This window comes from Pseudomonas sp. RIT288 (assembly GCF_000631985.1).
Classification (GTDB): Bacteria; Pseudomonadota; Gammaproteobacteria; order Pseudomonadales; family Pseudomonadaceae; genus Aquipseudomonas.
In genome coordinates this window covers 60,365-79,228 of the sequence record NZ_JFYN01000012.1, presented here as the reverse complement: position 1 = coordinate 79,228, position 18,864 = coordinate 60,365, and the positions used below count along the sequence as shown (strand labels likewise).

19 protein-coding genes, 3 pseudogenes and 1 riboswitch are annotated in these 18,864 nt (G+C 60.6%); of the genes and pseudogenes, 11 read left to right on the top strand and 11 right to left on the bottom strand.

Annotated features, from left to right (window positions below):
- Window positions 1-286: 286 nt before the first annotated feature.
- A complete protein-coding gene (locus BW33_RS12065) occupies window positions 287-1,969 on the bottom strand; it encodes a fatty acid--CoA ligase (protein ID WP_047599212.1) in 1,683 nt (560 codons plus the stop codon).
- A gap of 146 nt (window positions 1,970-2,115) precedes the next feature.
- Window positions 2,116-3,300, bottom strand: a complete 1,185-nt coding sequence (locus tag BW33_RS12060; RefSeq protein ID WP_047599211.1) for an MFS transporter — start codon at window positions 3,298-3,300, stop codon at window positions 2,116-2,118.
- Between the two features lie 100 nt (window positions 3,301-3,400).
- On the opposite strand from BW33_RS12060, the gene BW33_RS12055 reads away from it, so the two are divergent.
- Window positions 3,401-4,165, top strand: a complete 765-nt coding sequence (locus BW33_RS12055) for an AraC family transcriptional regulator (protein WP_047599210.1) — start codon at window positions 3,401-3,403, stop codon at window positions 4,163-4,165.
- Window positions 4,166-4,259: 94 nt separating this feature from the next.
- On the opposite strand, the pseudogene BW33_RS29275 reads toward BW33_RS12055, so the two are convergent.
- Window positions 4,260-4,331 (bottom strand): annotated as a pseudogene (locus BW33_RS29275) (LysE family translocator); the annotation flags it as partial.
- Window positions 4,332-4,335: 4 nt separating this feature from the next.
- Here BW33_RS29275 and BW33_RS12050 point away from each other — a divergent pair.
- Window positions 4,336-4,545 (top strand): annotated as a pseudogene (locus BW33_RS12050) (helix-turn-helix domain-containing protein); the annotation flags it as partial.
- A gap of 94 nt (window positions 4,546-4,639) precedes the next feature.
- On the opposite strand, the gene BW33_RS12045 reads toward BW33_RS12050, so the two are convergent.
- The gene (locus BW33_RS12045) at window positions 4,640-5,269 is read right to left on the bottom strand and encodes a LysE family translocator (protein ID WP_047599209.1); all 630 of its coding nucleotides are present in this window, start codon (window positions 5,267-5,269) and stop codon (window positions 4,640-4,642) included.
- Between the two features lie 160 nt (window positions 5,270-5,429).
- On the opposite strand from BW33_RS12045, the gene BW33_RS12040 reads away from it, so the two are divergent.
- The 3 genes from BW33_RS12040 to BW33_RS12030 all read left to right on the top strand — a co-directional run bounded on the left by BW33_RS12040 (window position 5,430) and on the right by BW33_RS12030 (window position 8,264).
- Window positions 5,430-6,395: a 2-hydroxyacid dehydrogenase gene (locus BW33_RS12040; RefSeq protein ID WP_047599208.1), complete on the top strand. Its 966-nt coding sequence runs from the start codon at window positions 5,430-5,432 to the stop codon at window positions 6,393-6,395.
- 33 nt (window positions 6,396-6,428) lie between these two features.
- Window positions 6,429-7,427 (top strand): class I SAM-dependent methyltransferase, encoded by a 999-nt coding sequence (locus BW33_RS12035; protein ID WP_047599207.1) that lies wholly within the window; start codon window positions 6,429-6,431, stop codon window positions 7,425-7,427.
- A gap of 39 nt (window positions 7,428-7,466) precedes the next feature.
- A riboswitch (yybP-ykoY riboswitch) is annotated at window positions 7,467-7,591 on the top strand.
- An 88-nt stretch (window positions 7,592-7,679) separates the two neighbouring features.
- Window positions 7,680-8,264: a TMEM165/GDT1 family protein gene (locus tag BW33_RS12030; RefSeq protein ID WP_047599206.1), complete on the top strand. Its 585-nt coding sequence runs from the start codon at window positions 7,680-7,682 to the stop codon at window positions 8,262-8,264.
- 191 nt (window positions 8,265-8,455) lie between these two features.
- Here BW33_RS12030 and BW33_RS12025 read toward each other — a convergent pair whose 3' ends face one another.
- Window positions 8,456-9,274, bottom strand: coding sequence for a M48 family metallopeptidase (locus BW33_RS12025; RefSeq protein WP_047599205.1), 819 nt, complete (start codon window positions 9,272-9,274; stop codon window positions 8,456-8,458).
- Window positions 9,275-9,477: 203 nt separating this feature from the next.
- Between BW33_RS12025 and BW33_RS30440 the strand changes: the two are divergent.
- Window positions 9,478-10,824 (top strand): annotated as a pseudogene (locus BW33_RS30440) (HAMP domain-containing protein); the annotation flags it as partial.
- Window positions 10,825-10,836: 12 nt separating this feature from the next.
- Window positions 10,837-11,679 carry a methyl-accepting chemotaxis protein gene (locus BW33_RS30435; RefSeq protein ID WP_442965401.1) on the top strand — a complete coding sequence of 281 codons (843 nt, stop codon included), beginning with the start codon at window positions 10,837-10,839 and terminating at the stop codon, window positions 11,677-11,679.
- 87 nt (window positions 11,680-11,766) lie between these two features.
- Here the strand turns inward: BW33_RS30435 and BW33_RS12015 are convergent, their stop codons facing one another.
- Genes BW33_RS12015 through BW33_RS12005 form a run of 3 tightly spaced genes read right to left on the bottom strand, consistent with a single transcriptional unit; the run spans window position 11,767 to window position 12,879 of the window.
- Window positions 11,767-12,390 (bottom strand): SOS response-associated peptidase, encoded by a 624-nt coding sequence (locus BW33_RS12015; RefSeq protein WP_047599203.1) that lies wholly within the window; start codon window positions 12,388-12,390, stop codon window positions 11,767-11,769.
- Between the two features lie 36 nt (window positions 12,391-12,426).
- Entirely contained in the window at window positions 12,427-12,687 is a 261-nt protein-coding gene (locus tag BW33_RS12010) for a putative signal transducing protein (RefSeq protein ID WP_025109321.1), read from the bottom strand.
- Window positions 12,688-12,696: 9 nt separating this feature from the next.
- Window positions 12,697-12,879, bottom strand: a complete 183-nt coding sequence (locus BW33_RS12005) for a CPXCG motif-containing cysteine-rich protein (protein WP_047599202.1) — start codon at window positions 12,877-12,879, stop codon at window positions 12,697-12,699.
- 142 nt (window positions 12,880-13,021) lie between these two features.
- On the opposite strand from BW33_RS12005, the gene BW33_RS12000 reads away from it, so the two are divergent.
- Window positions 13,022-14,185, top strand: a complete 1,164-nt coding sequence (locus BW33_RS12000; RefSeq protein WP_171061843.1) for a 1-acyl-sn-glycerol-3-phosphate acyltransferase — start codon at window positions 13,022-13,024, stop codon at window positions 14,183-14,185.
- Between the two features lie 97 nt (window positions 14,186-14,282).
- On the opposite strand, the gene BW33_RS11995 is transcribed toward BW33_RS12000, so the two are convergent.
- Window positions 14,283-14,561: a hypothetical protein gene (locus tag BW33_RS11995; RefSeq protein WP_047599199.1), complete on the bottom strand. Its 279-nt coding sequence runs from the start codon at window positions 14,559-14,561 to the stop codon at window positions 14,283-14,285.
- A 195-nt stretch (window positions 14,562-14,756) separates the two neighbouring features.
- On the opposite strand from BW33_RS11995, the gene BW33_RS11990 reads away from it, so the two are divergent.
- Window positions 14,757-14,963 (top strand): hypothetical protein, encoded by a 207-nt coding sequence (locus tag BW33_RS11990; RefSeq protein ID WP_027612213.1) that lies wholly within the window; start codon window positions 14,757-14,759, stop codon window positions 14,961-14,963.
- Between the two features lie 181 nt (window positions 14,964-15,144).
- Here the strand turns inward: BW33_RS11990 and BW33_RS11985 are convergent, their stop codons facing one another.
- Complete coding sequence (locus BW33_RS11985) at window positions 15,145-15,729, bottom strand: YajG family lipoprotein (RefSeq protein WP_003228101.1); 585 nt, start codon at window positions 15,727-15,729, stop codon at window positions 15,145-15,147.
- Window positions 15,730-15,932: 203 nt separating this feature from the next.
- Here BW33_RS11985 and BW33_RS11980 point away from each other — a divergent pair, with 203 nt between their 5' ends.
- Together BW33_RS11980 and mqo are read left to right on the top strand one after the other, a co-directional pair.
- Window positions 15,933-16,166, top strand: coding sequence for a hypothetical protein (locus tag BW33_RS11980; RefSeq protein ID WP_007912834.1), 234 nt, complete (start codon window positions 15,933-15,935; stop codon window positions 16,164-16,166).
- 709 nt (window positions 16,167-16,875) lie between these two features.
- The gene (gene mqo, locus BW33_RS11975; protein ID WP_047599198.1) at window positions 16,876-18,384 is read left to right on the top strand and encodes a malate dehydrogenase (quinone); all 1,509 of its coding nucleotides are present in this window, start codon (window positions 16,876-16,878) and stop codon (window positions 18,382-18,384) included.
- 149 nt (window positions 18,385-18,533) lie between these two features.
- Here the strand turns inward: mqo and BW33_RS11970 are convergent, their stop codons facing one another.
- The gene (locus BW33_RS11970; RefSeq protein ID WP_047599197.1) at window positions 18,534-18,821 is read right to left on the bottom strand and encodes a PA4642 family protein; all 288 of its coding nucleotides are present in this window, start codon (window positions 18,819-18,821) and stop codon (window positions 18,534-18,536) included.
- Window positions 18,822-18,864 lie beyond the last annotated feature (43 nt).

Genomic DNA, 18,864 nt, shown 5'->3' with positions numbered 1-18,864 from the left:
CGCCTGGAAGACCGGGAGCCAGTAGCCACCCGACGTCACTCCAAAATTGCATCGCCGCGTTTGTGCGTGCGCCCCGTTCTTAAAAATCCTTGAGCGGACTATAGCCAGCAGGTGGTACTGCTTGATCCCTCTAAAGTGTGATTTGCAGCTGCCGGCCACTCTGGAACAGTCCTTTCGCCAGTCCGACAGATGTCGGCCCGGCAAGGATGGCTGATTTTTTCGATTTCACAAGCCAAGCGCTTGCTTGGTGGGTCTGGCGCGCCGTTTTCGGCGCGCCAGCGGACGCTCAGAGCGTCGAGAGGAAGGTGCTGTTGTTGGCCTGCCATTCGGTGATGTCGAGGCGGATGCGCTTCTTGTCGAGTTTGCCGACACTGGTCTTGGGAATTTCCGTAACAAGGGCGATCTGACTTGGAATCGCCCACTTGCTCAGGTGCCCCAGTTCCACGAACGGCTTGAGGTGTTCCTTGAGTTCGCGCGCGCCGATCTCGTGCCCTTCACGGATCACCAGCAGCGCAAACGGCCGCTCGCCCCACTGCGGATCAGCGATGCCCACCACTGCTACTTCACGTACCGCTACGTGACGGCTGATCAGGTCTTCGAGGTCCAGCGAGGAGATCCACTCGCCGCCGGTCTTGATCACGTCCTTGATGCGGTCGCGGATGTCGATCACGCCCATGCTGTCGAGCGTTGCCACATCGCCGGTGTGCAGCCAACCGCCGGACCAGAGCTCCGCGCCCTTCTGCGGCTCGTTGAAATAGCCTTCGGTGAGCCACGGCGCACGCAGCACCAGTTCACCCTGGGTTTCGCCGTCGGCGGGCAGGAAGTTGCCCTCGGCGTCGACGATTGCCGCTTCCACCAGCGGCCCCGGCACACCGGCCTTGATCCGGTAAGTGGTGCGCTCGTCTTCGGTGCCAGCCATCAGCTCGTCGTTCAAATGCGCACAGGAAACCAGTGGCCCGGTCTCCGACATGCCGTACGCCGCCGTCAGCTGAATACCCCGGGCCTTGGCAGTTTCATACAGCGTACGGTTCAGCGCACTGCCACCGATGACGATTTTCCAGCCGGCGAAATCGGTGCCCTGCGCGCCTTTGGCGTTGAGCAGCATCTGCAGGATGGTCGGCACGCAGTGGGAGAACGTGACCTTCTCCCTGCGCCACAGCTCGACCAGGAATTCCGGGTCGTAACGCCCCGGATAAACCTGCTTGAGCCCGAGCATGGTTGCCACGTACGGCAAGCCCCAGGCATGCACATGGAACATCGGGGTGATCGGCATGTACACGTCGTTGGTGCCGAGCAGGCGCACGCTGTCGATCGCGCCCATGATCGTCGACACACCCATGGTGTGCAGCACCAGTTGCCGATGGGTGAAGTACACACCTTTCGGGTTGCCGGTGGTGCCGGTGGTGTAGAAGGTGGTGGCGACCGAGTTTTCGTCGAAATCCTGAAAGTCGTACTGCGCACTCGCGGCGGCCAGCAGTTGCTCGTACTCGCCGACCAGGTTCGGCAGCTCGGCGGTCTTTTCCGGCAGGTCGGTCAGCAGCAGGGTTTTCTCCACCGTGGTCAGGTGCGGCGCGATGGCCTGGTACAGCCCGACGAACTCGCTGTTGACCAGCACGAAGCGGTCCTCGGCGTGGTTCATGGTGTAGAGGATCTGCTCCGGCGACAGACGCACGTTGATGGTGTGGATCACCGCGCCGATCATCGGAATGGCAAACATGCATTCGAGGTAGCGATGGCTGTCCCAGTCCATCACCGCCACGGTGTCACCCGCCTTCACCCCGGCCGCCGTCAACACGTTGGCCAGCCGCGCCACCCGCTCGATCAAAGTCGGATAGCTGTAGCGCAACTGGTCTCGGTAGATGATCTCGCGGGTTTTCTCGTAACGGGCGCCAGACATCAGCAGCCGTTTGATCAGCAGTGGATACTGGTAGGCCCCATCGGCCGGGGGAATGACGCGAGTCTGCAACATATGAATCCCTTTTCTGGCTGCACGGTGTTGGCGTAGAGCGCATTACTCTAGAGCCGTTATACCCCAGTAAAATCAGCCGAAGGAATGATTTGCACAGCCGTACAAATGCTAGCTTTGCGCCAGCATTTGTCGGTATTCAGCGTCGGTCAGGCTGTTTGCCCGACAGCCGCTTCGGAAGGTGTGCGTGGGAAAACCACAGCCGCGAGGAAGGTCAACGCGCCAAAACCCGCCAGAATCAAGTAAAGCCCGACAAACCCATGGCGCGGTTCGACGTAGGCAATGAGTGGAATCGCCGTCGCACTGGCGCCGAACGACAGGCAGTAACGCAGGGCGAAGACCCGTGACTGCCACTGCGGCGCGACGAAATTGGCGACCATCGAGTCGTTTACCGTCACCTGACCGAACACCACGAACATGAACGCCGCACCGAGCACGATCACTGCCCAGCCATCGACATACGCCATGGCGTACAACAGCGGCGCCTGAAACAGCGTCAACACGATAAACGGCCATTTCAGGCTGACTCGATGCAGCACCTGGCCAATGCTCAACTGCGCCACCGCACCAAAGGCATACGCCAGGCTGACCACCACGCCGAGGGTTTGCGGCGAGGCGAACAAGTCATGCAGACGTTCCTGAAACAGCTTCGGGTAGGTCATGGTGGTGGCGTTGAACACTACCCCGCCGGTGGCCGTCGCCAGTGCCAGCACACCGAACACCATGAGCATCGAAATCCGCTGCCCGGCAGCGCCCTTCAGTGCGGTGTGTGGACGCTGCGGGATCGGCTCTTCCCGCACCTGAACGGCAAAGCCGATTCCCAGCAAGATCGCCACCACGCCGGGTAACACAAAGGCCGACCGCCAGCCGAACTGCGCCACGAGCAACCCGGTGATCAGCGCCGAGAACGCCACGCCGAGGTTGCCCCACATGCCATTGATGCCAATCTCCCGGCCGCGATTCTGCGCGTAAGCCACCAGCATCGCGGTGCCCACCGGGTGGTAGATCGCGGCGAAAATTCCGATCAGGGTCAACCCGATCACCAGCATCGTCGGGCTGGTGCTCAGCCCGGTGAAGATTGCCGAGGCGCCGATGCCGAAGAAAAACACCAGCATCATCTGCCGCCGACTCCAGTGATCGCCCAGCCAGCCGGCCGGTAACGAACAGGCGCCAAAGGCAATGAACCCACCCAGCGACAGGCCGATCAGCGCGGCGTAGTCGAGGCCGAAGGCCTGGGTCATGCCGAGCACGGCGGCGGGAAAAATCAGCATGAACATGTGATCGATCACATGAGCGGCGTTGACGTAGCGTATGACGTTTCGAGATTGATTCATGGCAGCACGCTTGTGTTTGTTATGGGCGGAAGGTTGTCAGCGGCTTTATGCTAAGTTGGCGAAAAAGCGCATACCTGCCAACCAGGTCATCGAATCAGACATGTTGATCAGCCACTTCGAACACGGCCCGGTGAGTGCCTATCCCCGGGATTATCTGGACGGTGAGCACCAGCCGCTGCACCTGCACCGCGAGGCGCAGTTGCTGTATGCCGTCCGAGGGATCATGCGGGTGGTGACCGACCTCGGTGCCTGGGTGATTCCGCCAAGCCGCGCAGTGTGGATTCCGCCGCAAGTCGCGCACGAGATATTCATGTCCGGCGATGTGCAGATGCGCTCGCTGTTCATCGCCCCGGAGCGGTCACCGGCCAGTCTGCAACAGTGCTGCGTGCTGGCAGTGACGCCGCTGCTGCGCGAGCTGATCCTGCGCGCCGTGCAAGGCCCGCCGCACGCGGACAATCCGCTGATCCAGCAGTTGATGCTGGAAGAGCTCGCCAGCCTGGAAAACCTGCCGCTGCACATTCCGATGCCCACCGACCGACGCCTGCAGAACATCTGCCTGACGTTGCTGCACACTCCGGATCACCCCAACACCCTGGAAGACTGGGCACAGCAGGTCGGCGCCAGCTCACGCACTCTGGCGCGGCTGTTCCAGCGACAACTGAAGATGAGTTTCAACGCCTGGCGCCAGCAACTGCGCCTGATGGAAGCCCTGCCGCGCCTGCTCGCAGGGGACAGCGTGCAGCGTGTAGCGCAGGATTTGGGTTACGGCAGCGCGCGGGCGTTCAGCGCGATGTTTCGCCGTTTGCTCGGGGACAATCCCCGGGATTATCTGCAGACCCTGAGCAAGCTGAGCGAACTCGTGTAGGAGCTGTCGAGTGAAACGAGGCTGCGATCTTTTGATTCTGCTTTTAGAAGATCAAAAGATCGCAGCCTGCGGCAACTCCTACATTGAGTGTTGATCAGTGCATCTCGGTAAACGCGATTTTCACGCCGAGAGCGATCAGCACCGCGCCCATGGTGCGGTCGAACCATCGACAACTGAAGATGAGTTTTAACGCCTGGCGCCAGCAACTGCGCCTGATGGAAGCCCTGCCGCGCCTGCTCGCAGGGGACAGCGTGCAGCGTGTAGCGCAGGATTTGGGTTACGGCAGCGCGCGGGCGTTCAGCGCGATGTTTCGCCGTTTGCTCGGGGACAATCCCCGGGATTATCTGCAGACCCTGAGCAAGCTGAGCGAACTCGTGTAGGAGCTGTCGAGTGAAACGAGGCTGCGATCTTTTGATTCTGCTTTTAGAAGATCAAAAGATCGCAGCCTGCGGCAACTCCTACAGTGAGTGTTGATCAATGCATCTCGGTGAACGCGATTTTCACGCCGAGAGCGATCAGCACCGCGCCCATGGTGCGGTCGAACCAGTGGCCCATGCGGGCGAAGCCGGCGCGCACGCGTTGCTGACTGAACAGCATTGCCACCAGGCAGAACCAGATCGCTGTCGCAACGGCCAGATAGACGCCGTAACCGGCCTGCACCGCCAGCGGCGTGTGCGGGTTGATCACCACGGTAAACAGCGACAGGAAGAACAGCGTGGCTTTCGGATTCAGACCATTGGTCACGAAGCCCGAGGTGAACGCGCCGCGCGCCGTGCGTACGCCGGCCTCTTTGTGCAGATCATCGGCCACGACTTTCGCCGGTTGCGCGCGCAACGCCTTGAAGCCGATGTACAGCAGGTAAGCGGCGGCGGCCCATTTCAAGGCGTTGAACAGCACGATCGACTGCGAAACGATCAGGCCGATGCCGAGCAGCGAATAACCCACGTGCAGGAAAATCGCTGTGCCCACGCCCAGCGCGGTCCAGGTGCCGGCGCGGCGACCATGGGTCACGCTCTCGCGCACCACCACGGCAAAGTCCGGGCCGGGGCTGGCCACGGCCAACAGGTGGATCAGTGCAACGGTCAAGAACTCGGTCCAGTACATAGGGGCTCCTTATTTTTGTTTGGGTCTGCTTGGCAGCCCAGCGGGAGCAAGCTCCCTCGCCACAGGTATTGCGCCAGCCCATGGCAGTGAGTAACCAATTGTTTCATCTGGTAGGCTCGGCAGATTACGCCTTCCGTTCCAAGCACAAAAGGTACAGTTGATGACGAACCCGCGCCGCGCCGTATTCCTCGATCACCCGTCTCTGGATCTCGGCGATCTTGACCTCAGCCCGCTGGGTGCCTGCTTCAGCGACCTGCAACTGTTCGCCCAGACCGCCCCTGAACAAGTCGCCGAGCGTCTGCAAGGCGCCAGCGTGGCGATCACCAACAAGATCCGCATCGACGCCGCCGCGATGGCCGCCAACCCCGATCTGCAACTGATCCTGATCACTGCCACCGGCACCAACAACGTCGATCTGGACGCGGCCCGCGCCCACGGTATCACGGTGTGCAATTGCCAGGGTTACGGCACACCGTCGGTGGCGCAACACACGATCATGTTGCTGCTCAACCTCGCCACCCGTCTGGCGGATTATCAAAAAGCCGTCGGCGAAGGTCGCTGGCAGCAGGCGAGACAGTTCTGCCTGCTCGACTACCCGATCGTCGAACTGGAGGGTAAAACCCTCGGCCTGCTCGGTCATGGTGAACTCGGCGGCGCAGTCGCGCGCCTCGCCGAAGCGTTTGGCATGCGTGTGTTGCTCGGGCAGATACCCGGCCGCCCTGCCCGCCCGGATCGTCTGCCGCTGAACGAATTGCTGCCGCAGATCGACGCTCTGACCCTGCACTGCCCACTCAACGAACACACCCGGCACTTCATTGGTGCCCGCGAGCTGGCGTCGATGAAACCCGGCGCCTTTGTGGTCAACACCGCCCGTGGCGGCTTGATCGACGAGCAAGCCCTGGCCGATGCCTTGCGCAACGGTCACCTCGGCGGCGCCGCCACCGATGTGCTCAGTGTCGAACCGCCGGTCAATGGCAATCCGCTGCTGGCGGCCGATATTCCGCGGCTGATCGTCACTCCGCACAACGCTTGGGGCAGTCGCGAGGCGCGGCAACGCATCGTCGGCCAATTGACCGAAAACGCCCAGGCGTTCTTCAGCGGTACAGCGCTGCGGGTCGTCAGTTGATAAACTGCGGCACTTTTTTTCCAAGGAGCAGTTATGGATCCGCGCAGTGAAGTACTGCTTCGTCAGGCTGAGTTATTCCAGGGTGCACTGTTGTTGGCCGGTTTGCCTGCCGACGATCTGCTCGGGCGCCTGCCCAATGCGTTCGGCTGGTGCTGGCATGCCGGCGATCAGGCCGCCCTCGATGCGCGCTTCGAAGATCGCAGCCATTTCGGCGTAAACGTGCCGGAGCGCGAGTTCGACAGCGCCGTGGTGTTTTTGCCCAAGTCCAAGGACCTGACCGATTACATCCTCAACGCCGTGGCCGCGCGTCTGCCCGGGCGCGAGGTGTTTCTGGTCGGGGAAAAACGCAGCGGCATCGAGGGTGCGTCCAAGCAGCTCAACCCGTTCGGCAAGCCACGCAAACTCGACAGCGCCCGTCACTGCCAACTGTGGCAAGTGACCGTGGCCAATGCGCCTGAAGCAAAATCGCTGGAAAGCCTGGCGCAGACTTATGAGCTGCCGCTGGCCGAAGGCCCGCTTAAAGTCATCAGCCTGCCGGGCGTGTTCAGCCATGGTCGACTGGATCGCGGCAGCGCCCTGCTGCTGGAGCATCTGGACAAACTGCCGAGCGGTCATCTGCTCGATTTCGGTTGTGGCGCCGGGGTTTTGGGCGCGGCGGTCAAACGGCGTTATCCGCACAATCAGGTGACCCTGCTCGACGTCGACGCCTTCGCCGCCGCCAGCAGTCGCCTGACGTTGGCGGCCAACGGTCTGGAAGCTGAAGTGCTGACCGGGGACGGTATCGACGCTGCACCGATGGGTTTGAACGCGATTCTGAGTAACCCGCCGTTCCATGTCGGCGTGCACACCGATTATTTCGCTACCGAGAACTTGCTGCGAAAAGCAGCCAAACATCTGAAAAACGGTGGCGAACTGCGCCTGGTTGCGAACAGTTTCCTGAAGTATCAACCGCTGATCGAAGAGCATCTGGGCGTGTGTGCGATCAAGGCCGAAGGCAATGGTTTCCGGATTTACCGGGCCAAGCGCGGCTGAAAATTTGTTCTTGCTCTATCGGTTTTGCGAAGGCAGAATCCGCTCCGTCCTAGGGGAGTAGTCTCCCACGAGCGCCAAGCTCGTCCGGCATACGTCAACATACTTGATCCTCAGATCATGGCGTATGCGACCCAAGCGTCCGCACCAGACGGATCGCAGGGTTTGACAAGACCTATGACACGCACACCTTACCCGGGGCGGGAAGGCTGTACGTGTCATAGCCGTGTCGACCCGCCCCTTAGGAAAATCCTGATGCTGGACTCGTTACTCGTTCCTACCGCAATCGTTGCCTTGGCCGAAATCGGCGACAAGACGCAACTGCTCGCGCTGATTCTCGCCGCTCGCTTTCGCAAACCCTGGCCGATCATTGCCGGTATCGTCGCCGCGACCCTGGCCAACCACGCGGCAGCCGGTGCGGTAGGCGCCTGGTTCGGCAGCTTCTTCTCCGATTCTGTTCTGCACTGGATTCTTGCCGCGAGCTTCACCGCCACGGCGCTGTGGACGTTGGTTCCGGACAAGATGGACGACGATGAAGCCAGCACAGCACGCAAGTTCGGCCCCTTCCTGACCACGCTGATCGCGTTCTTCCTCGCGGAAATCGGTGACAAGACGCAGATCGCCACGGTGATGCTGGCGGCTCAATACCCAGAGCTGTGGCTGGTGATTATCGGCACCACCCTGGGCATGTTGATTGCCAACGTGCCGGTGGTATTGGCGGGCAACTTTGCCGCGGAGAAGTTGCCACTGACCTTGATCCGTCGCCTGGCGGCTTCGGCGTTCCTGATTCTGGCGATCGTTGCGGTGTACAAGGCGATGCAGAGCAGTGGCTGGGTTTAACCCCCGTCCACTGAACTACCCAAAACCTGTGGTGAGGGGATTTATCCCCGATGGGGCGCGAAGCGCCCCCAAGCTGACCACCTCGGTGCACCCGGTACACCGCAGTCATAGGTTTTGGGGCTGCTTCGCAGCCCATCGGGGATAAATCCCCTCACCACAATAAAGCCAGTTCCCTTCAAGCCCCGACGGACTCAAGACTTCGGGGCTTTCTCGTACAGCGGCATGACTTTCGGAATCGCCGCCTGCAGCGAGGCGATCCGGCTGGTAGATGCCGGGTGAGTGCTCATGAACTCCGGCGGCGCGCCTTCCGAGGCCTTGCTCATCTTGTTCCACAAGGTGATCGCCGCATTCGGGTTGTAGCCGGCGCGGGCAGCCAGTTCGAGACCGATCAGGTCGGCTTCGTTTTCGTTGGCACGACTGTTGGGCAAGGTCATGCCGTAGTTGGCCACGGTGTCGGCCAGCGCCAGACTGTCCTGACCCAGACCGAGCAACGCACCGGCACCCTGCTTGGCCATTTCAATGCCATAAGCCTTGGACATCGCTTCACGACCGTGCTCGCGCAGGGCGTGGGCGATTTCATGGCCCATGACCGCAGCGATTTCATCGTCGGTCAGCTTCAAGCTGTCGATCAGCCCGGTGTAGAAAATGATCTTGCCGCCAGGGCCGCAGTTGGCGTTGAGTTCATCGTTCTTGATCAGATTGACTTCCCACTGCCATTGCGCCGCATCCGGACGGAAGTTCGGCGCCTGGGCGATCAGCCGGTTGGCAATCGCCTGAACCCGCTTGGCCTCCGGACTGGTCTTGTCCAGCACGCCTTTGCTCGACGCTTCGCCGACGGTCTTCTGATAGGACTGCGCATACATCTGGTCGACCTCTTGCGAGGACAGCATGCTGAACATGTACTGCTTGCGCTCCACTCCCACGGCTCCGCCGCTGGTGGTGTTGACCGACTGACAACCGGCCAGCAACAGCGCTGCGCTCAGTGCACTTACAACCAATGTCTTGTTCATTCAAAAGCTCCCTGAAAACCTGCCGCGTATCCTAGGCGGGTAATTGTATCGACGCCAGATACAACAGACGTGTTGCAGTGTCTTTCGGAAATTTCCCACCACCGCTGTCGTAAAAAATTCACAGCAACCGGCAAGCCTGCTGCCGCTGCGTCGCGCACCGATCCATTTGCGACATCCTCCACCCTTTGTTCCGCTCAACGCTCATGGCGCAATGCCTGCTGCCGATACAACAGCGCAGACGTCCTCTTGCGTGCGGAGCTCCCATGAAGTTCAAGTCGATCCAGTTTTCCGTCGCCGCCCTGGCCGGCGCCATCGTACTCAGCGTGGTTGCCGCGCTGGTGCTGTACGCGCTGTTCTCCGGCGCCCGCACTCAAGACATGGTGCAACAGCGCACCCAGGCGCAGTTCGAACAAGTCATCGAACAACGCCTGACCTCACTGGCGCAGACCCAGGCCAGCCAGATCCAGCGCGAACTCGAAGCGCCACTGCTGATTGCCGGCGGACTGGTGCGGGTCAACGCCCTGCTCGGCACACCAGGCGCCGACGGCCAGCCGCGATTGAGCGTCAGTCGCGAGCAACTGATCAGCTTGATCAAGGAGAACGTCGAGAAGAACCCGAAGATTCTCGGCACCTACATCGGCTGGGAAAAAAACGCACTGGACCACAATGACGCAGCCTACGTCGGCAGCGCCGTGATCGGTATCGATCCCGCCAACGGACGCTTCCTGCCGTGGTGGTTCCGCAATACCGACGGCAGCCTGGGCGTGGACAAACTGGCCGATGTCGACGATCAGAAAACCCTGTCCACCGGGGTGCGCGCCAGTGAGTATTACCTCTGCTCCAAGGAAACGAAAAAACCCTGCGTGATCGATCCGGCGCCGTACAAGGTCGGCGACAAGATCGTCATGCTCGCCTCCTTTATTGAACCGATCATGCTCAACGGCGCATTCCAGGGCATCGTCGGCGCCGACCTGTCGGTGAACTTCATCCAGGAAATGCTCCTCGGTGCCAACCAGAAGCTGTACGGCGGCGCCGGGCAAATGGCCCTGATCGGCGGCAACGGCCGAATCGTGGCCTACACCAAGGACACCAGCAAATTCGGTGAAAAGGTCAGCGACATCCTCGATGCCGAGCAGATCGCCAACATGGCCAATCTCAAACGCGGCGAAGTCACCTACTCCGTCAACAAGGACAAGGGCCGCATCGAGCTGTACCTGCCGTTCGGCATCGGCCAGACCGACGCGCGCTGGACCCTGATGCTGCAACTGCCGTTGAACGCGGTGATGGCGGATCTGCAAAAACTCCAGGCCGACCTCGATGCACAACGCAAGTCCGACACCTTCGGCATGGCCATGGTCGGCCTGATCATTGCTGCCATCGGTCTGCTGGTGATCTGGCTGGTGGGTCACGGCATCGCCCGCCCCCTGAAGCAGATGGTCGCCATGCTCGATGACATCGCCAAAGGTGAAGGCGACCTGACCCGTCGCCTGAGCAGTGATCGCAGCGATGAACTGGGCTCGATTGCCAAGGGTTTCAACACCTTCCTCGCCAAGTTGCAGGCGATGATCACGCAGGTGGTGACGTCGGTGCAGAGCGTCAGCGATTCATCCGAACACACTGCCGACATCGCGATTCGCACCAACATCGGCATTCAGAAACAGATGGCCGAGATCGATCAGGTCGCCACCGCGGTGCAGGAAATGACCGCGACTGCGCAAGACGTGGCGCGCAACGCCACCCAGGCCGCGCAAGCCGCCAGCCATGCGGATCTGGCCGCAGGCCAGGGCATGCAGATCGTCCGTGATACCTCGAACTCGATTGGCGTGCTGGCGGTGGAAATCGGCAAAGCGGTGGAGGTGGTGCAGACGCTGGCCAAGGACAGCGAAAACATCAACGCGATCCTCACCGCGATTCGCGGGATCGCCGAGCAGACCAACCTGCTGGCGCTGAACGCAGCGATCGAAGCGGCGCGGGCCGGCGAGCAGGGTCGCGGCTTTGCGGTGGTGGCGGACGAGGTGCGCAATCTGGCACAGAAAACCCAGAAGGCCACCGAAGAAATCCAGAGCATGATTCAGCAACTGCAACAGGGCACCCGCGATGTGGTGCGGGTCATGGAGGACAGCCAGAACCGCACTGACGAAAGTGTGCAGCACGCGGCGAAAGCGGCGGAGGCGCTGGAGACGATTACGCAGGCGGTGTCGGTGATCAATGACATGAACACGCAGATCGCCAGTGCCGCTGAAGAGCAAAGCGCAGTGGCGGATGACATCAACCGCAACGTGATCAATATCGGTCAAGTGGCCAATGAAGTGGCGGGCGGTGCGGATGAGTCGAGTTCGGCCAGTGCCGGCCTGACCAAACTGGCGGAGCAGCAGCGGCGGCTGATCAATCAGTTCAAGGTTTAAGAGCAAGATCAAAAGATCGCAGCCTGCGACAGCTCCTACACCGATCCTGTAGGAGCTGCCGCAGGCTGCGATCTTTTCGCTTTTGACTTAACCCGGGGTCAGGCACTCCGGCCCATTGAGCTTCGGATCATTCACCAGGTTCGCCAGCACCCGCTCGCGCAATGCCGCCGGCTCACTGGCGAGCAAACCCTGCAGCACATGCAACGGCGTCGCAGGGTCGAGCCAGGCCGCCTGCCCCGCCTCATCGAGAATCAGCGGTCGGCGTTGACTGGCCGCCGGCTGCGTAATGACCGCGGTGCTCAGCCACACCTGCTCCTGCACCGGATACGCCTCCCAGATCGCCGCGAAAAACAGCGATGAACCCTCCCCCGGCGTCAGCCAGTAAGGACGCTTGCGCAGATTGCCGCGCCATTCGTAGAAACCGTTGGCCGGCAGCAGACAGCGGCGCAGGCGCAGCGCCTCGCGGAACATCGGTTGCTCGGCCACCGTTTCCGCCCGGGCATGCGCCGGTGTTTTCGACAGATCGGTCAGCCACGGCGGCGTCAGGCCCCAACGGGCGCGGGCCAGCGTGCGTTGGCCGTCGGCCTCGGCACGCAGCATCAACACCGAATCATTGGGAGAAATGTTCCACTGCGCCTGCTGATCGGCGGGAAATCCGGGCAGGGCCGCGAAGTCGCGGTTCCAGCGAAACAGGGCATAACGTCCACACATGGGGCAACACGACTCAGAAGTAAAACGAACGCCAGCCTAACAGACCAGCGTCCCGGGAAAGCTCTCCGGTTCATCGCCGGGCAGCGGCAGCGCGGCATTGTACGCGGTGATCAGTTCACGGGCGTATTCGGCCTGATCATTATCGACCGACAGGCCCAGCAGGCCAAAAATCGGCAGCTCCCCCGTGCCACCGAGCAGATCCCGACCCACCAGATGCGCCTCGATGCCTTCACTGGCGAGCATGCCCTTGAGCATCTCGCCTTCCATCAGGTTTTCCGGCTCGTAGATTCGCTGCATGGGCGCCCCTCACTCGTTTTCGCTGAACACTTCCAGGTGCCACTCATCTTCGTGAACCTGCAATACAAACCTGATCGGTCGACAACACACCTGACAGTCCTCGATGTAGGTCTGATCGCCACCGGACAGGTCCAGCGTAGTCTCGACCGTTTCCCCACAATAAGGACATTCGTATTCAGCGCTTTCCAGCATCGCGGTCTCCCAGGTGACTTGTGCGTATAATCGCCGGTCTATTTGCAGGGCTATTTTTGTCTGGCTACCTTTTCAGACCGTGCCCCGTTGGTTTTCGATCAAAACCTTTTCTTACCCTAGCCGTTTCCAACAAGAGAGCATGATGGGCGAATTCGATGCCATCCGACCTTACGACGACAGCGAAGTACCTGCGGTACTGGCAAGACTGCTCGGCGACAAGGCGTTTCTAGATATCCTCACCCACTTCCGCTTCCCGCGTTTTGCCGGTGCCTTCGGCTGGATGCTCAAACCACTTATAGCCCATCGGCTGCGTCGTGAGTTTGCCGACGTGACCTCGGTGGCCACTTTGCAGGACAAAGTCGAGTTCTACGTCGACCACACCATCGAGCGCGCCACTGATGGCGTGACCTACACCGGTGTCGAGCAATTCAAGTCCGGCAGCGCCTACCTGTTCATTGCCAACCACCGCGACATCGTGATGGACCCGGCCTTCGTCAACTATGCGGTGTACCACGCCGGCCTGCCGACCCCGCGCATCGCGATCGGCGACAACCTGCTGCAAAAGCCCTTCGTCAGCGACCTGATGCGCCTGAACAAGAGCTTTATCGTGCATCGCTCGATCACCGGGCGTCGCGAGAAGATGGCGGCGTATCAATTGCTCTCGGCGTATATCAACCACTCGATCCGCAACGATTGCGCCTCGATCTGGATCGCGCAGGCCGAAGGCCGGGCGAAGGATGGCGACGACCGTACCGAGTCGGCGATCCTCAAGATGTTCCACATGAGCCGCAAGGACGAGCCGTTCGGCGAGGTCATCCAGTCGCTGAACCTGACCCCGGTGTCGATCAGCTACGAATACGACCCGTGCGACCAGGCCAAGGCTCGCGAGCTGTATATCCGCGCCACCACCGGCACCTACGCCAAGGCGCCGGGCGAGGATGACGTGAGCATCGCCAAGGGCATCACCGGCTACAAGGGCCGGGTGCACGTGAACTTTGCCGCGCCGATCACCGAGCTGTTCGAAGACACCAAGCAATTGGCGGTCGAGATGGACAAGCAGATTCTCGGCGGTTATCGCCTGTTCCCGGTGCATTACCTGGCGTACGCGCAATGGGCCGATGCCGATCCGCAACTGAACGTGCCGAAGGCTGCCGAGGTGTTCCCCGCCGACGAACTGGCCAAGGCGCAGGAAGAATGGCAGCGCCGCCTGGACGCCTGCCCTGAAGAGCATCGTCCGTATCTGGTGCTGCAATATGCGACGCCGGTGCGCAATCAGTACCGGGTCAAGGCTGGGTTGCCGTTGTAAAGCAACAGCCAGAGCAAAAGATCGCAGCCTGCGGCAGCTCCTACAGGGGAATGATGTACACCCTGTAGGAGCTGCCGCAGGCTGCGATCTTTTGCTTTCAGTAGCGGGTGCTGATCCAGGAAACGATCAGGGCCAGGCCAAGGCAGGCAAAGCCAAAACGGTAGAAAAAGCGGTTCATGCGCAACGTCGCCCAATCCAGAATCGGTTCGGCGTTGGGCTGGGCCTGGCGTTGCGCGGCGATGCTGGCCATGGCACGTTGTTCACGACGGCGGGTCGCGTGCAGCAACCAACTGCCCGGGAAGGCCAGTGCCAGCGCCAGCAGGTTGATCAATTTGGCGGGATGGGCGGTAAACAGCGTCATCAAGTGCAGCGACATCACAGACCTCGGAACTGAATCGGTGTGGCAGGCGCCCAGATCGACGACCGCGGCGCGAATTCTACCGAAACACTCCGCCACTGCCCTACCCTTTGCGACAAATAACCTGACAATCGACCGATGGCTGTCCTGTGTCACGGCATCGTCATTTACATCGGCCACCATGCGCGCCTCGAAACACACATGGAACGCGACATGCTTCACGCCGAAAACCAGGATCGCCTGTACCTCATCACCCCGACCGACGAACAACAAAGCCTCGTCGGCAGCCTTGCCTTCAATGTCCAGGATCGCCACTGGCTGGTGTATTGCGCCCTCGGCGGGCATCAGCATGCGGATCTGCCGGAGACTGATCTGCTGACCGGTGTGAGTGTCCTCGACTTCTATTCGCAAGCCGCCTGAACCACACCGCCCCCTTGTAGGAGCTGCCGCAGGCTGCGATCTTTTGACTTTGATTTTCAAAAACAAGACCAAAAGATCGCAGCCTGCGGCAGCTCCTACAAGGGATCAGCGGGGCCGCAGTGGGCATGAAAAAGCCCGGAACCATCACTGGCGCCGGGCTTTTTCACATCTGCCGAACAGCTTACTCGGCGAGGATCTGACCCACGGTCGGGTCCTTGAACAGACGGGTCAAGGCATCGCTCAACACGTCGCTGACCAGCTTGGTGTTGGTCTCCTGATTCGGCGCCATGCCGAAACGCTGGTCCAGCGAAGCGCCGTAGCGGCCGCTGTAGCGACGGTTGCCGCTCTGCACGTCGGAGCGGAAAGTCGCGCCGATGGTGGCTTCGGTCACGTACATGCCTTCTTTCGGCGACTGGTACTTCAGCTCAGTCAGGGTCACGGTCAGTTGCGGTGCGTTCATCCCGTTGCTGGTCGGGGTGAAGCCGAGCAGACGCACGGCGGCTTCAGCCTGAGCCTGCAACTTGGGCAGGATCTGCTCGCGCTGCACGGTGATCGCGCTGGTTTCCGGGTACAGGCCGCCGCGGGTGCCAAGGGTTGGCGACGGACGACCGTCAACCACGCGCACCACCACTTGCTGGCCATGGCCGACCGGGGCCAACTGCGTGGTCAGCTTCGGTTCCGGGCTCAGTTGTTGCGGGCTGTGGGCGCAGCCAACCAGGGTCAAACTGGTCACAGTGATCAAACCGAACAACAGGCGTTGCAACATGCTCTTTTCTCCAGAATCAGGCACAAACAGGCCGGCAGTATAGCGGTGGGCCACTGCGGGTCACCAGCACCCGACAGTGAATACTCAAATGTCTGACCCGGCCGTGGGAATGCGGTTCCTGTCACAGATTATTCACCGCCCATACACCTTGGCGTCACGGCCGCCAGGCAAGCTTCAAACCAGTCCCCAACAAGGTACTCGCCATGCGCTATCTGATCTCGTTGTTCGCCCCACGTCCGCTGCACCGCAGCTTTGCCCTGCTCGACCGCAACGGTCATTGCCAGGCATTCAAGCAGTGCAGCCTGCAACCGATGGGCGATGGCTGGGTGGAAATCGAAGAAATCCGTCTCAACTGGTTGCACCAGCCACTGCCCGCCAGCGCCCGCGTCATAGCGTCGCAGCCCCGCGCACGCGTGCAAGCGATGTTGAGCATCTGACCGGATGCCTAATAAAAGTCATTAAACACGAGCAACTGCCCGCATTTCTTCGATACAATCTCCCCCCGATTATAAGGACGTCTCCTGATCGGGCCCCGCAACACCGTCAATGCGCATGCATCGACACTCAAATCGCCCACAGAGAGCCGCCCACACAGATCGAGTGAAGTTGGCGCGCTTGCCTGTTCTTCCGGCAAAAACCCCGCTTTTCGCGAATCTGCAGAGCTGTCACGACGCTCGGCCACCGCGTTGTTTTGCCCTTGCGGGCAGGGTGCCAGGCCTGGACAGCCCTTTTTTGAGGTTCACGTCTTCAAAAGAGCGTGAAAAAAACGGGTTTTCACAACTTCACAAGAGTGTGGCGAGCAAATGAAAAGTTTTGCGTCTGAACATGCACCATTAGCGTCTGAAACAGCCCAACGACACAGGACCGGGTATACCTCGAATATCGGAGCCTGAAGCCTGTCCGCTACGGATTTGGTTGCACAAAAACGGATGTCTCGACCATAAGTCGAATTGCCAGCCGCGTGCTGAAATGAGTTCATGGAGCTCTTGAAGCCAGGCCGCATGCATCCGTCGAAGTTGCGAAAAATTGCGAAGATTCGGACATGACGAACCTGACCATGGGTATCCGGGGCGTAACTGACCTGCCCCGTCACTCCCTGGCAGCCATGCCGACAATTTGGTGCTGCAGATTTTGGAGACGCGTTAAATGGCGCATAACGAAGCAGTCGACGTAGTTCTGGTTGGGGCCGGCATCATGAGTGCCACCCTGGCAGTACTGCTCAAAGAGCTCGACCCGGCGATCAAGCTGGAAGTCGTCGAGTTGATGGATTCCGGTGCTGCGGAGAGTTCCAACCCGTGGAACAACGCCGGTACCGGCCACGCCGGCCTGTGCGAGCTGAACTACACGCCGCAGGCAGCCGACGGCAGCGTCGACATCAAGAAAGCCGTGCACATCAATACCCAGTTCGAAGTGTCCAAGCAGTTCTGGTCGTACCTGACCAAAAAAGGCACCTTCGGCTCGTGCAAATCCTTCATCAGCCCGGTGCCGCACCTGAGCTTCGTTCAGGGTGACAAAGGCGTGTCGTTCCTCAAGGAACGCTTCAACGTGCTGCACAGGCACCACGCCTTCTCCGACATGGAATACACCGAAGACAAGGCCAAGATGGCCGAGTGGATGCCGCTGATGATGCCGGGGCGCTCGCCGGACGAAGTCCTGGCCGCTACCCGCGTGATGAATGGCACCGACGTCAACTTCGGCGCCCTGACCAATCAGTTGCTCAAGCACCTGACCAGCGCACCGGACACCCAGGTCAAATACTGCAAGCGCGTCACTGGCCTCAAGCGTAACGGCGCCGGCTGGACCGTCAGCATCAAGGACGTCAACAGCGGCAGCAACCGTGAGGTCGACGCCAAATTCGTTTTCCTCGGCGCCGGCGGTGCGGCCCTGCCGCTGCTGCAGGCCTCGGGCATCGAAGAAAGCAAAGGCTTCGGCGGCTTCCCGATCAGCGGCCAGTGGCTGCGTTGCGATAACCCGGAAGTGGTCAAGCACCACCAGGCCAAGGTCTACAGCCAGGCTGCAGTCGGTTCGCCACCGATGTCGGTGCCGCACTTGGACACCCGCGTGGTCGACGGCAAGAAATCCCTGCTGTTCGGGCCGTACGCCGGTTTCACCACCAAGTTCCTCAAGCACGGCTCCTTCATGGACCTGCCGCTGTCGGTTCGCGCCGGCAACATCGGCCCGATGCTGGCGGTGGCGAAGAACAACATGGACCTGACCAAGTATCTGGTCAGCGAAGTGATGCAATCGATGGAGCAGCGTCTGGACTCCCTGCGCCGCTTCTACCCGGAGGCGAAAGCCGAAGACTGGCGCCTGGAAGTGGCTGGCCAACGGGTACAGATCATCAAGAAAGACCCGAAAAAAGGCGGCATCCTGCAGTTCGGTACCGAACTGGTCGCAGCGAAGGACGGTTCCCTCGCCGCCCTGCTCGGTGCTTCACCAGGTGCTTCGGTGACCGTTTCGATCATGCTCGAGCTGATCGAGAAATGCTTCCCGGCCAAGGCCAAGGGTGAGTGGGCGGCCAAACTGGCGGAGATCTTCCCGGCCCGCGAGAAGGTTCTGGAAACCGATGCTGCGCTGTATCGCAAGATCAACACGCAGAACAACATCGCCCTGGAACTGGTTGAAGAAAGCAGCGAGACCCCAAGCTTCGCTTGATCTTGCGGCATAAAAAAACGCCCCGTACTCAGTGAGTGCGGGGCGTTTTTTTATGTCCATGAAAAGCAAAAGATCGCAGCCTGCGGCAGCTCCTACAAAGGTTCTGTGTTCACTCTGTAGGAGCTGCCGAAGGCTGCGATCTTTTGATCTTAAGCGCGAGCTTTATCGATCAGCTCGATGTAGTCCGGGGCGTTGCGCTGATCGGCGATCAGCTCAACGAAGGTCTTGCCCTGCTCGTCCTTGCCATCAACGTCATAGCCCGCCTCGACGAAGAAGCCGAGGAAGCGTTCGAAGTCATCGATGCGCAGGCCACGGTAGGCCTTGATCAATTTGTGCAGCGACGGCGAAGTGGCGTCGACCGGCTCAAAATCGAGGAACAGCTTGATCTGCTCATCGCCGATCTCGTCACCAATCACCTGTTTCTTATCTTTACGCATTGCCGACTCCAGCTCGCAGACATTACACGGGGCGGGCAGTTTA